At 38.7% G+C, this 15,222-nt stretch carries 22 protein-coding genes; all 22 read left to right on the top strand.

All coding sequences use genetic code 11. The annotated features are described in order from the left end of the window. Window positions 1-27 precede the first annotated feature (27 nt). Entirely contained in the window at window positions 28-1,401 is a 1,374-nt protein-coding gene (locus D0T49_RS01480; protein WP_163628818.1) for a BT_3987 domain-containing protein, read from the top strand. Window positions 1,402-1,502: 101 nt separating this feature from the next. Continuing rightward, window positions 1,503-3,704 (top strand): DUF3472 domain-containing protein, encoded by a 2,202-nt coding sequence (locus D0T49_RS01475; protein WP_163628817.1) that lies wholly within the window; start codon window positions 1,503-1,505, stop codon window positions 3,702-3,704. A 46-nt stretch (window positions 3,705-3,750) separates the two neighbouring features. Further along, window positions 3,751-4,353 carry a hypothetical protein gene (locus D0T49_RS01470; protein ID WP_163628816.1) on the top strand — a complete coding sequence of 201 codons (603 nt, stop codon included), beginning with the start codon at window positions 3,751-3,753 and terminating at the stop codon, window positions 4,351-4,353. Window positions 4,354-4,569: 216 nt separating this feature from the next. Further along, window positions 4,570-4,953 carry a 30S ribosomal protein S12 gene (gene rpsL / locus D0T49_RS01465; RefSeq protein WP_163628815.1) on the top strand — a complete coding sequence of 128 codons (384 nt, stop codon included), beginning with the start codon at window positions 4,570-4,572 and terminating at the stop codon, window positions 4,951-4,953. 238 nt (window positions 4,954-5,191) lie between these two features. Then, window positions 5,192-5,668, top strand: a complete 477-nt coding sequence (gene rpsG / locus D0T49_RS01460; RefSeq protein WP_163628814.1) for a 30S ribosomal protein S7 — start codon at window positions 5,192-5,194, stop codon at window positions 5,666-5,668. 31 nt (window positions 5,669-5,699) lie between these two features. After that, complete coding sequence (gene fusA / locus D0T49_RS01455; protein WP_163628813.1) at window positions 5,700-7,817, top strand: elongation factor G; 2,118 nt, start codon at window positions 5,700-5,702, stop codon at window positions 7,815-7,817. Window positions 7,818-7,900: 83 nt separating this feature from the next. Continuing rightward, entirely contained in the window at window positions 7,901-8,206 is a 306-nt protein-coding gene (gene rpsJ, locus D0T49_RS01450) for a 30S ribosomal protein S10 (RefSeq protein ID WP_163628812.1), read from the top strand. A 142-nt stretch (window positions 8,207-8,348) separates the two neighbouring features. Next, window positions 8,349-8,969 carry a 50S ribosomal protein L3 gene (rplC, locus tag D0T49_RS01445; protein WP_163628811.1) on the top strand — a complete coding sequence of 207 codons (621 nt, stop codon included), beginning with the start codon at window positions 8,349-8,351 and terminating at the stop codon, window positions 8,967-8,969. A gap of 2 nt (window positions 8,970-8,971) precedes the next feature. Next, the gene (gene rplD, locus D0T49_RS01440) at window positions 8,972-9,601 is read left to right on the top strand and encodes a 50S ribosomal protein L4 (RefSeq protein ID WP_163628810.1); all 630 of its coding nucleotides are present in this window, start codon (window positions 8,972-8,974) and stop codon (window positions 9,599-9,601) included. Between the two features lie 13 nt (window positions 9,602-9,614). Further along, entirely contained in the window at window positions 9,615-9,905 is a 291-nt protein-coding gene (gene rplW / locus D0T49_RS01435) for a 50S ribosomal protein L23 (protein ID WP_163628809.1), read from the top strand. Window positions 9,906-9,913: 8 nt separating this feature from the next. After that, on the top strand, window positions 9,914-10,738 hold the full coding sequence (rplB, locus tag D0T49_RS01430; protein WP_163628808.1) for a 50S ribosomal protein L2: 825 nt from the start codon (window positions 9,914-9,916) through the stop codon (window positions 10,736-10,738). A gap of 22 nt (window positions 10,739-10,760) precedes the next feature. After that, window positions 10,761-11,027, top strand: coding sequence for a 30S ribosomal protein S19 (rpsS, locus tag D0T49_RS01425; protein ID WP_163628807.1), 267 nt, complete (start codon window positions 10,761-10,763; stop codon window positions 11,025-11,027). 46 nt (window positions 11,028-11,073) lie between these two features. After that, on the top strand, window positions 11,074-11,490 hold the full coding sequence (gene rplV, locus D0T49_RS01420; RefSeq protein WP_163628806.1) for a 50S ribosomal protein L22: 417 nt from the start codon (window positions 11,074-11,076) through the stop codon (window positions 11,488-11,490). Between the two features lie 7 nt (window positions 11,491-11,497). Continuing rightward, the gene (rpsC, locus tag D0T49_RS01415) at window positions 11,498-12,229 is read left to right on the top strand and encodes a 30S ribosomal protein S3 (RefSeq protein WP_163628805.1); all 732 of its coding nucleotides are present in this window, start codon (window positions 11,498-11,500) and stop codon (window positions 12,227-12,229) included. Between the two features lie 29 nt (window positions 12,230-12,258). Then, the gene (gene rplP / locus D0T49_RS01410; RefSeq protein WP_163628804.1) at window positions 12,259-12,687 is read left to right on the top strand and encodes a 50S ribosomal protein L16; all 429 of its coding nucleotides are present in this window, start codon (window positions 12,259-12,261) and stop codon (window positions 12,685-12,687) included. A gap of 16 nt (window positions 12,688-12,703) precedes the next feature. Continuing rightward, the gene (rpmC, locus tag D0T49_RS01405) at window positions 12,704-12,898 is read left to right on the top strand and encodes a 50S ribosomal protein L29 (RefSeq protein WP_163628803.1); all 195 of its coding nucleotides are present in this window, start codon (window positions 12,704-12,706) and stop codon (window positions 12,896-12,898) included. Window positions 12,899-12,912: 14 nt separating this feature from the next. Beyond that, a complete protein-coding gene (rpsQ, locus tag D0T49_RS01400; protein WP_163628802.1) occupies window positions 12,913-13,170 on the top strand; it encodes a 30S ribosomal protein S17 in 258 nt (85 codons plus the stop codon). Between the two features lie 2 nt (window positions 13,171-13,172). Next, window positions 13,173-13,538, top strand: a complete 366-nt coding sequence (gene rplN / locus D0T49_RS01395; RefSeq protein WP_163628801.1) for a 50S ribosomal protein L14 — start codon at window positions 13,173-13,175, stop codon at window positions 13,536-13,538. 22 nt (window positions 13,539-13,560) lie between these two features. Further along, window positions 13,561-13,872, top strand: a complete 312-nt coding sequence (gene rplX, locus D0T49_RS01390; RefSeq protein WP_163628800.1) for a 50S ribosomal protein L24 — start codon at window positions 13,561-13,563, stop codon at window positions 13,870-13,872. A gap of 7 nt (window positions 13,873-13,879) precedes the next feature. Beyond that, a complete protein-coding gene (gene rplE, locus D0T49_RS01385; RefSeq protein WP_163628799.1) occupies window positions 13,880-14,428 on the top strand; it encodes a 50S ribosomal protein L5 in 549 nt (182 codons plus the stop codon). Between the two features lie 5 nt (window positions 14,429-14,433). Next, a complete protein-coding gene (gene rpsN, locus D0T49_RS01380; protein ID WP_163628798.1) occupies window positions 14,434-14,703 on the top strand; it encodes a 30S ribosomal protein S14 in 270 nt (89 codons plus the stop codon). Window positions 14,704-14,821: 118 nt separating this feature from the next. Further along, window positions 14,822-15,217 carry a 30S ribosomal protein S8 gene (gene rpsH, locus D0T49_RS01375; protein WP_163628797.1) on the top strand — a complete coding sequence of 132 codons (396 nt, stop codon included), beginning with the start codon at window positions 14,822-14,824 and terminating at the stop codon, window positions 15,215-15,217. Window positions 15,218-15,222 lie beyond the last annotated feature (5 nt).

The following is a 15,222-nucleotide window of genomic DNA, read 5'->3' as shown; positions in this document are numbered from 1 at the left end:
TAATCGTATAAAATTTTAAATATACATATGAAAAAGAATATAATTATATTAAGCATATTGGGACTCTTACTCTCAACCTTGTTTGGTTGCAAACAGGAAAGTAATGATGAGTTTTTGAAAGATTATGCAACAATCCTGTATTTTATAAATAGCGGAGAACAGGATTTAACCATTTACAAAACCGGTTTTAATACGGTACATCCTATTGTTGTAAATAAGGCCGGTAGCGATTTGTCTACTAAAACTACGGCTACTGTTAGCCTGATGACGCAAGCGGAATTGGAAGAGTACAACCAAGAAAACTTGACTAACTACAGGTTGCTTCCCGAAGATTGTTATACGATGTTTAATCAGCATGCAAATGTTGATTTTGAAAGTAATGAGCTTTATAAATCCGTAGAGGTAGAATTTATATTGGATAAAATAGAGGCTTTGGGCGATAACGTAGCTCTGAAAGAATATGCTTTCCCATTGATGTTAATATCTACAGATTCGGTTAATTCAAAAAAGAGCAGTGTAGTATATGTACCTCAGGTCCTTGTTCCTACAGTAGCTTTTGGAAAAACGGGCTATGTGCGTAATGAGTTTATAGACGGTGGTTCGGATAAGATGAATTTGGAGTTGTTGCTAACGCTACCAGTGAAAAACAGATGGGATTTTGATTGTACTATTGATATTAGCGAGGAAAAACTTGCAGAGTACAATCAAAAAAATAACTCTAATTACGCCATGCTTCCGGCTTCGGCTTACAAAACAAATTTAGTAAATAATAAAATTGATTTTAAAAAGGACACGGATAAAAATACGTATAAGGCAATAAGTGTTGACGTGGATAGAAGCGAACTGGCCTATGGAAACTATATACTTCCATTTTACTTGGCAGCATGTTCGATGGAGTCGTTTGTGATCGATGACGAAAAAGACGAATGTCTCTTCGGTTTCTCTTATGTGCCGAATGCCAGCAAAATGAGGCCTATTTCGCTAACATCCTCAATGTTGTCGTCGCCACATGCACAGTCGGGAGACGGAGGAGGTGTTGCAGCATTGGTTGACGGTGATACTGAAACTTATTTCCATTCCAGTTATTCGGCTCCTATGCCAGAGAACCCTTATATTCAGGTTAATCTGGATGATGAGTATGTAGCGTTAAGTTTTAGCTACGTAACCCGTAAGCAGAATGATAATGGTACTCCGGTAGCGATAACGGTTCAGACAAGTATAGATGGAACAAACTTTTATTCTGTAGGAACTGTAGGCGAGTTGCCGGGTGGTAAAGAAGAAAGTTATTCTTCATCGGTATTTGTTTCTCAGCCATTTAAATATGTACGGATTGTAGCTTCGGAAACAAAAGCCGGTTATTTTGCTATGAGCGAATTGTCGTTGAATGGTTATGCTGAATAATATTAATATGAGATAAGAAAGGAAAAAGGCATGTTTTCTTTTATGGAAACATGTCTTTCTCTTTTTTCAGAATTAAATATGTTTTTACTTTTATTAAAATAATGAAAAACACACTTCTTTTCAGGCTTATTGTACTTCTTTTTGGAGCCGTTATGTTGTTTGGATGTAATGACGACTTGAAAGAGGGAGTAAAATTGTCTGCAGATGGCTACGATTTATCAAAATCGTCGTCGGAAATGCTTGTTACGGCAGGTACTACAACTATTGAAATAAATGTTAAAGCGGGAAAAAAAGAAACTTGGAAAGCCCGTTTTGTGGATGGTAAATCTGATTTTTTTACAATTGAACCATTAAACATTGAAAATAGCGGGAATGGAAAAATTGTATTGACTATAACCTCGAACCTGACAGGGAAAAACCGTTCGGATGTATTCATGGTGGAATCTGAGAGTAAAAAAATCAGAATAACAGTGATACAAAATGCTTATGATGTGAAAATTTCGCCTTCCAAATATATAGAGATTGGTAAGGAAGGGGGAGAATGTAAATTTGAAATTTCGGTAGCTCCTGTTATTGATTTGGAGTATAAGATAGAAGAAGGGATTGACTGGGTTTTGCCGGTTGAAGGAAAAACGGCATGGAACGTGAAGGCTTATGATTTAGTTCCGGTACGCCAAGCTAAAATATATGTTATAGCCAAAGGTACTTCGGCTTTGTTGGATTCGATTATTATTCAACAAAAAGGGATTGATGCCCCTAAGGTGGCGGTGCTGCCATCAAAGCGCGAAACATATACATATGCCCAGCAAAAGATTTCTTTTGAAATAAGCTCGGAGCCGGTTGCCGAATTGCTGTATGAGATAGAACCGGGTGTTGACTGGATTATCCCCATTCAGGGTGAAAATACGTCGTGGAATATCACCAAGAATACCGGAGGAGATAGAGGAGGAAAAATTTATATCGTATGGAAAGAGATGAATGCTAAAATAGATTCGATTCAGATAAACCAGTTGGCATCTGTGACAGAAGAAACTACTCCTATTCCCATATCAATACCGGGCAATACATATGTGACGGCAGGCTCAGGGGTAATGCTGGCAACCAACCCCGATTCGGAAAGCGGGATAAGCCAATGGTCGAAAACAGACCAGCGAATTAGTATGTATTTCAGGGTTTCGAAACCGGGACAGTTAAATCTAGGTTTTATAGGTAACATAGCTTCGGGTTCGAGTGAAATAAAAGTAACTGTAAACGGTAAAGAGTTTCTTGTTAAACTAAATGGTGCTTCTACTAAGTTTTACCCGATCGGGCAAATGGAGATGGAGAAAGCCGGCTATGTGAGGGTCGATTTTCAAGGGGTAAGTACTACTTCTTCTTATTTTGGACAAATATCAAAACTCCGCATTGGCGGTGAAGCTACCACCGGTACTAATACCTATATAAAAGACGATCAGGTTTCGGAATGGTCTTACTGGGGGCGTAGAGGCCCTTCGGTGCATATGAATTACAGGGGAGCGCCTCAAAATGTAGAGTATTTTTACAACGAGATTACAGTTCCGGCAGGCAACGATGTTATAGGTACGTATTGTATGACAAACGGATTTGGAGAAGGGTATTGTGGCATCCAAGTAAACTCTGCTTCGGAGAGAAGGGTTTTGTTTTCAGTTTGGGCACCTTTTGAAACAGACGATCCTTCGCAAATTCCGGAACATTTGCGTGTTAAGCTGCTGCGTAGAGGACAAGGGGTGAAGGTTGGAGAGTTTGGTAACGAAGGTTCAGGAGGACAGAGTTATCTGATTTATCCTTGGAAAGCCGGAGTGACTTATCGCTTGCTGACGCAAGTAAAATACAACGCGGTAGTAGAAGGTAGCCATACTACCGACTATACAGCATACTTTTTTGATCCCCAAGCCAATGGCGGAGCAGGAAAATGGTTTTTAATAGCCTCGTTCCGTAGGCCTGAGACAAATAAGACGTATACAGGTATGCATTCTTTCCTTGAGAATTTTTCGCCTACACAAGGCTGGATAACCCGCGAGGTTTATTTCGATAATCAGTGGGTAAGAACTCTTTCGGGAAATTGGCAAGAGTTGACAAGTGCTAATTTTACCCATGATAATACGGCTAATAAAGGTATCCGTTTAGACTATTATGGGGGAATAAAGGACGATAAGTTTATGCTGAAAAACTGTGGTTACTTTGATGGGAATACTACTAAAAATACAGTTTTTACCAGAATGGCTAATGGCAAAGCTCCCGATATTGATTTGGAAGCACTGAAAAATATCCCCTCGGTTAATTAATATTATTAGGATGTCGTTTTGTGTTTAATTTTAAATTGAAACGGATATGAGAAAAACACTGTTTTTGTTCGTACTGATAATAACGGCAGTTCCGGCTTATTGCCAATTGTCTTATTTTTCGGCCACCTCTATTCCGGTTCGGAATGGCAAGGTCGAGTTCAGGGTCGATTTTGATTTACCGTTGGATAATCAAGATATAAGAAACAGAATTGTTTATTATCTGAAGAACGATTTGAACCCTTACTCCGGAGTTTTTCTTTTGGATAATGACAACCATGCGGTTTTCCGGACAACTGATTATTTGGTGGTTAGTTCCGAATTTGTCAGCGTGTTTTCAGTGTATATGACCTATCGCATTGTTTTTGAATATCAGGAAAATAAATGTGTTGCAATAATCAGGGATATAACTTTTATGGATAAAGAGGAGTTTGAAACCAAGGAGAAGGTTGAAGCTCGTGAAAAAAGAAAAGTGAATATGCCGGAATATACAGCAGAAGATATAATGATAAAAAAGAAATACAAAGTGCTTCTGATACCTCAAGCCTCTAAAAAAATAACTGAAAGTGCTGTAGTACGGATAAATGAGATATTTAAAGATATAGATGCCATTTTGTCAAGAAGAAGTTTTGATGTTCCGGCAGAAAAATGACTTCGGGAATAGACATGACGATTTGTGTAAAATTCAGTTTCTGAGAATAAAACAGGAACTGAATTTTGCTTTATTAAGGTAATAATTATGTTTTTTCTCAAAACATTCTTCATCAGGGTGTTTGCAGGATAAAAAAAAATATCTATCTTTGCAAGCCGTTTTAGGAAAACTGAAACGGAATGTGAATAAAGTAATTAAGTAAAAAATCAAAGTAAAATGCCTACAATTCAACAATTAGTTAGAAAAGGAAGAGCAGAACTTGTTGACAAAAGCAAGTCTCCGGCGTTGGATTCTTGTCCACAACGACGTGGTGTTTGTGTTCGCGTGTATACTACAACTCCGAAAAAACCTAATTCGGCAATGCGTAAAGTTGCGCGTGTGAAACTTACAAACCAAAAAGAAGTGAATGCTTACATTCCGGGCGAAGGACACAACTTGCAAGAGCACTCAATCGTAATGGTTCGTGGTGGTCGTGTGAAAGACCTTCCCGGTGTACGTTATCACATCGTTCGTGGAACATTGGATACAGCTGGTGTGAATGGTCGTACACAACGTCGTTCAAAGTACGGAGCTAAACGTCCTAAAGCTGCTAAAAAATAAAAGCATTTACCATTTAGCCATTGACCATTTACTATTGGATTGTGAAAGCAAAACAGAAAAAATAGTAAATGAATAAATAGTGAATGATAAAACGCCTTTTCTGAAGAAAAAAATTAAATCAAGTCAAAAAAACTTGTTTGAGTTTAGGTGCCGGATGAAAGGTTGAGTAAATGGCTCGGTGGAGCCGTTGAAGCGAACTTAAAAAAGCAACCAAAACAAAAACTGAAATTTTAAAAAAATGAGAAAAGCAAAACCTAAAAAAAGGGTTGTATTACCAGACCCGGTTTTCAATGAATCGATGGTTACTAAATTTGTAAACCATTTGATGTATGATGGCAAAAAATCAACTGCTTTCGATATTTTTTATTCGTCTTTGGATGTTGTGAAAAACAAACTTCCGAATGATGAAAAAACTCCGCTTGAAATTTGGAAAAAAGCACTTGAAAACGTTACTCCGTTAGTAGAGGTTAAATCGCGCCGTATCGGTGGAGCTACTTTCCAAGTTCCTACAGAAATCCGTCCTGACAGGAAGGAATCAATTTCAATGAAAAATCTTATTTTGTTTGCCCGTAAACGTGGTGGACGCTCAATGGCCGATAAATTGGCTGCTGAAATCGTAGATGCATATAATAACCAAGGTGGCGCATTCAAACGTAAAGAAGATATGCACCGCATGGCCGAAGCTAACCGTGCATTTGCTTACTTTAAATTTTAATAATATACACAAGGAAAGGATAAAAATTTAAATGGCAAAAGAAGATTTAAAATATACGCGCAACATTGGTATCATGGCGCATATCGATGCTGGAAAAACTACAACATCGGAGCGTATTTTGTATTACACCGGTTTGACTCATAAAATTGGTGAAACGCACGACGGAACTGCTACTATGGACTGGATGGCGCAAGAGCAAGAGCGTGGTATTACTATTACCTCTGCTGCAACTACAACATCTTGGAATTATTTAGATAATAAATATAAAATCAACCTGATTGATACTCCGGGGCACGTTGACTTCACTGTAGAGGTAGAACGTTCTTTGCGTATCTTGGACGGGGCTGTTGCTACCTTCTGTGCAGTTGGTGGTGTTGAGCCTCAGTCGGAAACCGTGTGGCGTCAGGCTGATAAATACAATGTTCCCCGTGTAGGTTATGTGAATAAAATGGACCGTTCGGGAGCTGATTTTTTTGAAGTAGTTCGTCAGATTAAAGAAGTGCTTGGAGCATCTCCATGTCCTATTCAGATTCCAATCGGAGCAGAAGAAACATTTAAAGGTGTTGTTGATTTGATTAAGATGAAAGCTATCTTCTGGCACGATGAAACAATGGGTGCAGAATATTCGGTAGAAGAAATTCCGGCTGACTTATTAAACGAAGCACAAGAGTGGAGAGATAAAATGCTTGAAACTATAGCCGAATATGATGATGTTGTGATGGAAAAATTCTTTGATGATCCATCTAAAATTACTGAAGACGAAATTAAAGTGGCACTTCGTAAAGCTACATTATCGATGGATGTAAATCCAATCATTTGTGGTTCATCATTCAAAAACAAAGGTGTGCAAACAATGCTCGACGCTGTGTGTGCATATTTGCCAAGTCCGCTTGATACACCGGAGATTGTAGGAAAAGATCCACGTTACGAAGATAAAGATGTGCTTCGTCATCCGGATGAAAGCGAACCTTTGTGTGCTTTGGCATTCAAAATTGCAACCGACCCTTATGTAGGCCGTCTTTGTTTCTTCCGTGTTTATTCAGGAAAATTAGATGCCGGTTCTTATGTTTATAATAGCCGCTCTGAAAAGAAAGAACGTATTTCGCGTATCTTCCAAATGCACTCGAACAAACAAAATCCGGTTGAAAAAATCGGTGCTGGTGATATCGGTGCAGGAGTAGGGTTTAAAGATATTCGTACCGGAGATACTCTGTGTGACGAGGCAAATCCGATTACATTGGAATCAATGGACTTCCCTGATCCGGTAATTGGTATTACAGTAGAGCCAAAAACTCAGAAAGATATTGACAAATTAGGTATGGGACTGTCAAAACTGTCGGAAGAGGATCCTACATTTACAGTTCATACCGACGAGCAATCAGGTCAAACTGTAATTAGTGGTATGGGTGAGCTTCACTTGGAAATCATTATCGACCGTTTGAGACGTGAATTTAAGGTAGAGTGTAACCAAGGCCGTCCACAGGTTTCTTACCGTGAGGCTATTACACAATCCGTTGAAATTCGTGAAGTTTACAAAAAACAATCGGGAGGTCGTGGTAAATTTGCGGATATCATTGTGAGAGTAGAGCCGGCAGATGCTGACTTTGACGGAAGCTTGCAATTCGTAGATGTTGTAAAAGGTGGTAACATCCCTAAAGAATATATCCCTTCGGTTCAGAAAGGATTTCAAATGGCAATGAAAAACGGTGTATTGGCAGGATATTCAATGGATAAACTGAAAGTTACACTTGTAGACGGTTCTTACCACGCAGTGGACTCTGACCAATTGTCATTCGAAATTTGTGCGCAAATAGCATTCAAAAATGCGTGTGCAAAAGCAAAACCAGTTCTTTTGGAACCAATCATGAAAATGGAAGTTGTTACTCCGGAAGAAAGTATGGGTGATGTAATCGGCGACTTGAACAAACGTCGCGGTCAGGTAGAAGGCATGGAGACAAGCCGTACCGGAGCGCGTATCGTAAAAGCAAAAGTGCCACTGGCTGAAACATTCGGTTATGTAACAGCATTGCGTACTATCACTTCAGGCCGTGCAACCTCTTCGATGGAATTCTCACACTATGCAGAAGTTTCGGCTTCGATAGCTAAAGAAGTTCTTACCGAAGCTAAAGGACGTGTGGATTTATTGTAAAAAATAGAATTTTCCGGTTAGCGAATGACTCTTAACCGGAAAATTATTTAAATATCAATTAATAAATAATTAAAAAAAAGACGATGAGTCAAAAAATTAGAATTAAACTGAAATCATACGATCACAACTTGGTTGATAAATCGGCTGAGAAAATCGTAAAAACAGTAAAAGCAACAGGAGCAGTAGTAAGTGGTCCTATTCCACTTCCAACTCACAAACGTATTTTTACTGTAAACCGTTCGACTTTCGTAAACAAAAAATCACGCGAACAATTCGAACTTTCATCTTACAAACGTCTTATCGACATTTACAGCTCAACAAGCAAAACAGTTGATGCTTTGATGAAACTTGAATTGCCAAGTGGTGTAGAAGTAGAGATTAAAGTATAATATCAGTTACGAGTTACAAGTTACAAGTTTTCAGGCTTGGTCTTGTGATTCGTTTCTAAAAAACAAAAAAAATAATTAGTTACGTGCTAATAGAGTCTTGTAACTCGTAACTCGTAACTTGTAACTAAATAATTTAATTGAAATGCCAGGATTAATAGGAAAAAAAATCGGAATGACTTCCGTTTTCAGTGCCGATGGAAAAAACGTTCCATGCACTGTTATCGAAACAGGTCCTTGTGTTGTTACCCAAATCAAAACAGTTGATACTGATGGTTATGAAGCAGTTCAGTTAGGTTTTCAAGAGAAAACTGAAAAACACACTTCAAAACCGGAAGCAGGTCACTTTAAGAAAGCGGGAGTAACAGCTCAAAGACACTTGGTTGAGTTCAAAGATTTTGAACAAACATTGAAAATAGGCGATAAGCTTACTGTAGACATGTTGTTCGAAGCAGACACTTTTGTTGATGTTGTTGGAACATCAAAAGGTAAAGGTTTTCAAGGTGTAGTAAAACGTCATGGTTTTGGTGGTGTGGGTCAAGCTACTCACGGTCAGCACAACCGTTTACGCGCACCGGGTTCGATAGGTGCTTCTTCTTATCCGTCACGTGTATTCAAAGGAATGCGCATGGCCGGACGTATGGGAGGTGACCAAGTAACAGTGCAAAACCTACAGGTATTAAAGGTAATTCCTGAGCACAATCTTTTATTAGTAAAAGGTTCGGTACCGGGAGCAAAAAATTCAATCGTTTACATCAATAAATAATCATGGAATTAAGTATTTTAGACATCAAAGGAAAAGACACCGGTAAAAAAGTATCGCTTAGCGATGCAGTATTCGGTATTGAGCCAAATGACCATGCTATTTATTTAGATGTGAAACAATATTTGGCTAATCAACGTCAAGGAACACACAAAGCAAAAGGACGCAGCGAAGTTGCCGGAAGTACCCGTAAATTGGGTCGTCAAAAAGGTGGTGGAGGTGCTCGTCCGGGTGATATCAAGTCGCCGGTACGTGTAGGAGGAGGCCGTATTTTCGGTCCGGTTCCACGCGATTATAGCTTCAAATTGAATAAAAAAGTAAAACAATTGGCTCGTAAATCAGCTTTATCATACAAAGCTAAAGACAATGCGATTACTGTTGTTGAGAATTTTACATTCGAAGCTCCAAAAACAAAAGATTTCACAGCTTTGACAAAAAGTTTGCAAGTAGCTGATAAAAAGGCACTTTTTATTTTGTCGGAAGGAAATAAAAATGTATATTTGTCGGCTCGTAATTTGCCCTCTGCAAAAGTAATAACAGTTTCGGAATTAAGTACTTATGATTTGCTTAATGCGAAAGTTCTTGTGTTTACAGCAGATGCAGTATCGGCAGTTGAACAAATATTTAAAGCATAGGAGGTAAGTAATAATGGGAATTATCATAAAACCGATTGTAACGGAAAAGATGACAGGGTTGAGCGAAAAGCTTAACCGCTATGGCTTTAGAGTTCAAAAAGATGCGAATAAAATTCAAATCAAACAAGCTGTTGAAGCTATGTATAATGTAACAGTGACAGACGTAAATACGTTGGTTGTTGCGCCAAAAACAAAATCCCGTTATACAAAATCGGGAATTATTAATGGTAAGACATCGGCTTATAAAAAAGCGATTGTTACAGTGAAAGAAGGAGAACAAATAGATTTTTATAGCAATATTTAATTAAAAAAATGGCTGTACGTAAACTAAAGCCCACAACACCGGGGCAGAGACACAAAATTATTGGTTCATTCGAAACAATTACTGCGAGTGCACCAGAAAAATCTCTTGTTTTCGGAAAAACCAAATCAGGCGGTCGTAACCACGATGGTAAAATGACCATGCGCCAGATTGGTGGAGGACATAAGAGAAAATATAGGGTAATTGACTTTAAACGCAACAAAGATGGTGTACCCGCTACAGTAAAAGCTATTGAATACGATCCGAATCGTTCGGCTCGTATCGCATTGCTTTATTATGCTGATGGCGATAAAAGGTATATTCTTGCACCAAACGGATTGCAAGTTGGTCAAACTGTAGTTTCCGGAGCTGATGCAGCACCGGAGGTAGGAAACGCGCTTCCAATGAAGAACATTCCTTTAGGAACGATAATTCACAACATTGAATTACGTCCCGGACAAGGAGCCGCAATGGTACGTTCTGCAGGAACTTTCGCACAATTAACTTCACGCGAAGATAAATATGCGATTATCAAATTGCCTTCAGGCGAAGTTCGTAAAATACTTTCGGCATGTAAAGCTACTATCGGTAGTGTAGGAAACTCAGACCATGCACTAGAAAGATCAGGTAAAGCAGGTCGCTCACGTTGGTTAGGACGTCGTCCACGAGTGAGAGGTGTAGCAATGAACCCGGTTGATCACCCAATGGGTGGTGGAGAAGGCCGTGCTTCAGGAGGACATCCACGTTCACGTAAGGGCTTATTAGCTAAAGGGTACAAAACTCGTGCGCCTAAAAAGCAGTCTAGCCAATATATTATTGAAAGAAAGAAAAAATAACAGAAAAAACTAAGTAAATAATATGAGCCGTTCATTAAAAAAAGGACCATACATTAACTTGAAGCTTGAGAAAAAAGTTTTGACCATGAACGAAAGCGGCAAAAAAACTGTCGTTAAAACATGGGCAAGAGCTTCAATGATTTCACCTGATTTTGTAGGTCATACAATTGCAGTTCACAATGGAAATAAATTTATCCCCGTATATGTTACCGAAAACATGGTAGGACACAAATTGGGAGAATTTGCACCTACCCGTATTTTCCGCGGACATGGTGGTAAAAAGAAATAATCCATTGAAAACATTAATCAGAAAAAATTAAAAAATTTCGATAAAAATGGGTGTAAGAAAAAAAATATCAGCCGATCAAAGAAAAGAAGCGAAAAAGTCGCTTTACTTTGCGAAGCTTAACGATGTACCTACTTCTCCTCGTAAAATGCGCCTTGTGGCCGACATGATTCGCGGTATGGAAGTAAATAAAGCGTTGAGTGTATTGAAGTTTTCTTCGAAAGAAGCTTCAAACAGATTAGAAAAACTGTTGCGCTCAGCTATTGCTAACTGGGAACAAAAAACAGAGCAAAAAGCTGATGATGCAGAATTATATGTAAGTGCAATTTACGTAGACTCAGCAACTATGCTGAAACGTTTGCAAACAGCACCTCAAGGGCGTGCTTATCGTGTTCGCAAACGTTCGAATCACGTAACATTGTTCGTTGATACGAAGAATACTAATGATAACGATAACCAAAATTAATTGCTAGATGGGACAAAAGACAAATCCGATAAGTAATCGCTTAGGAATTATCCGTGGATGGGATTCTAACTGGTATGGTGGCAAAAATTATGGCGACACTATACTGGAAGACAGCAAAATCAGAAAATACCTAAATGCCCGTCTTGCAAAAGCCAGTGTATCGCGTATTATCATTGAACGCACGCTTAAACTTGTGACAATCACTGTCTGCACTGCTCGCCCCGGTATTATTATCGGTAAGGGTGGACAAGAAGTTGACAAGCTGAAAGAAGAATTGAAAAAAATTACTGATAAAGAAATTCAAATCAATATCTTCGAGATTAAGCGTCCGGAATTAGATGCTGTGATAGTAGCTAACAATATTGCCCGTCAGGTAGAAGGCAAAATCGCTTACCGCCGTGCAGTGAAAATGGCAATCGCTTCAACAATGCGCTTAGGTGCCGAAGGAATCAAAGTAATGGTTTCAGGTCGTTTGAATGGTGCTGAAATGGCACGTTCGGAAATGTACAAAGAAGGCCGTACGCCTCTTCATACTTTCCGTGCAGACATCGACTATGCACTAGGCGAAGCATTGACAAAAGTAGGTTTAATTGGTATCAAAGTATGGATATGCCGTGGAGAAATCTATGGTAAGAAAGACCTAGCGCCTTCCTTTACAACACAAAAAGATTCGTCGCGTGGCGGTGAACGTCATGACAATCGTGGTGGTGGCAAAGGATTCAGAAAAAGAAAGAAATAAAACTGTTAAGAAATTTGATTTAAGGAATTATGTTACAACCTAAAAAGACAAAGTTCAGAAGACAGCAGAAAGGGCGCATGAAAGGTAATGCCCAACGAGGAAACCAATTGGCTTTCGGCTCATTCGGAATCAAATGTATGGATTCTAAATGGCTTACCGGACGTCAGATTGAAGCTGCTCGTATTGCTGTTACACGCTATATGCAACGTCAAGGACAAATCTGGATTCGCGTGTTTCCGGATAAACCAATAACAAAGAAACCTGCTGAAGTACGTATGGGTAAAGGTAAAGGTTCGCCAGAAGGTTTTGTGGCACCAGTTACACCGGGACGTATACTTATTGAAGTAGAAGGCGTGCCTTTCGATATTGCAAAAGAAGCATTGCGCTTAGCTGCACAAAAACTACCCGTAACTACTAAATTTGTAGTTAGACGTGATTATGATGGAGTTACTAACTAATAACTAATTAAGAGAAATGAAATCGACAGAAATCAAAGAACTTAATGCCAAAGAATTGGCTGAAAGAATGGAAGCTCAAAAAGAGTTATTAGATCGTTTGAAATTGAATCATGCTATCTCGCCGCTGGACAACCCGATGCAAATCAAAGAAGTTCGCAGAGATATTGCACGTTTAGCTACTGAGTTACGTCAGAGAGAAGTAAATAAGTAAAATTTTAGGACCTGATGGAAACAAGAAATTTAAGAAAAGAAAGAACGGGTGTAGTTTTCAGCAATAAGATGGACAAGACCATTACTGTTGCTGTAAAATGGAAAGAAAAACACCCTATTTACGGTAAATTCGTAAATAAAACCAAAAAATATCACGCTCACGACGAAAAAAATGAATGTAACATTGGCGACACTGTACGCATTATGGAAACCCGTCCTTTGAGTAAGAGTAAAAGATGGAGATTAACTGAAATTATCGAAAGGGCTAAGTAATTATGGTACAACAAGAATCAAGACTAACAGTAGCAGATAACAGTGGTGCAAAGGAAGCTCTTTGTATCCGTGTTCTGGGAGGAACTGGCAAGCGTTACGCAACAGTAGGTGACGTGATTGTTGTAGCTGTAAAAAGCGTTATTCCTTCGAGTGATATTAAGAAAGGTATTGTATCAAAGGCAATTGTGGTGCGTACAAAAAAAGAAATACGCCGTGCCGATGGTTCATATATCCGTTTCGATGATAATGCATGTGTTTTGCTGAACAACGCAGGTGAAATACGCGGAAGCCGTATTTTTGGTCCTGTAGCCCGCGAACTACGTGCCACTAATATGAAAATCATATCATTAGCACCGGAAGTGCTTTAATCTTCGAAAAAAATTAAGCGTAATGAGTAAATTACATATTAAAAAAGGCGATACAGTATATGTAAACACGGGTAACGACAAGGGTAAAACCGGTCGTGTATTAACTGTTGAAGTTAAGAAACAACGTGCTATCGTAGAAGGTATCAACATGGTGTCGAGAAGCACCAAGCCAAATGCAAAAAGTCCTCAAGGAGGTATAATCAAGAAAGAAGCATCAATTCATATTTCGAACCTTAACGTTGTAGAGAACGGAAAACCTGTTCGTGTAGGACGTAAAAGAAACGATGATGGTAAATTAGTGCGTATTTCTAAAAAATCAGGAGAGGTAATATAATTAAAAAATGAATACAGCAAGTTTAAAACAAGATTATAGAGAACGTATCGTTCCAATCTTAATGAAGGAATTTGGCTATTCGTCAGTGATGCAAGCGCCAAAACTTCAAAAAATTGTCCTCAATCAGGGATTGGGTATCGCTGTTGCCGATAAAAAAATAATTGAAGTTGCTATCAACGAAATGACAGCTATTTCGGGTCAGAAAGCGGTAGCTACAGTGTCGAAAAAAGATATTTCGAACTTCAAACTGCGTAAAAAAATGCCTATCGGTGTACGTGTTACACTGCGTGGCGAGCATATGTACGAGTTTTTGGAACGTCTTGTTCGTGTAGCATTGCCTCGTATCCGCGACTTTAAGGGTATCGAAAATAAGTTGGATGGCCGTGGTAATTATACTCTTGGTATAGAAGAACAAATTATTTTCCCTGAAATCAATATCGACAACATTGCTCGTATTTTGGGGATGAATATTACGTTTGTAACAACAGCTAAAACTGATGAAGAAGGTTTTGCTTTGTTGAAAGAATTTGGTTTACCATTCAAGAAAAATAAATAAGAGATATGGCAAAAGAATCAATGAAAGCCCGTGAGGTGAAAAGAGCTAAAATGGTGGCAAAATATGCTGAAAAAAGAGCAAAATACATTGCTGAAGGAAACTATGAAGCTCTTCAATCCATTCCAAAAAATGCATCGCCTGTACGTTTGCACAACCGTTGTAAACTGACAGGACGTCCAAAAGGATATATGCGTCAGTTTGGAATTTCGCGTATTCAATTCCGCGAAATGGCATCAAACGGTCTTATACCCGGAGTGAAAAAATCAAGCTGGTAATATATTTACCATATGATAATTTACCATTTACTATGACAATTAATATAGTAAATGGTAAATGCAATAATAGTAAATGAATATTGTCCCGATAGTCGGGATCAATTTAAAACAATTTATAATGACAGATCCAATAGCAGATTATTTAACGCGATTGCGGAACGCTATTAAAGCAAACCACCGTGTGGTGGAAGTTCCTGCATCGAATCTCAAAAGAGAGATGACCAGAATATTGCACGAAAAAGGCTATATTCTGAACTACAAATTTGTAGAAGATGGACCACAAGGCACTATTAAGATTGCCTTGAAGTACGATCCGGTAAACAAAGTGAACTCAATCAAATCGTTGAAAAGAGTTTCTACTCCGGGTCTTCGTCAGTACGTAGGTTATAAAGAAATGCCACGTGTATTGAACGGTTTAGGTATCGCAATCCTTTCTACATCGAAAGGTGTAATGACAGATAAGGAAGCGAGAGACTTGAAAATCGGTGGTGAAGTATTGTGTTACGTTTATTAATAAAA

This window comes from Paludibacter sp. 221 (genome assembly GCF_010501035.1).
Classification (GTDB): domain Bacteria; phylum Bacteroidota; class Bacteroidia; order Bacteroidales; family Paludibacteraceae; genus QVMH01.
The sequence above is the reverse complement of the archived record's forward strand: the minus strand, read 5'-3'. Positions and strand labels throughout refer to the sequence as shown.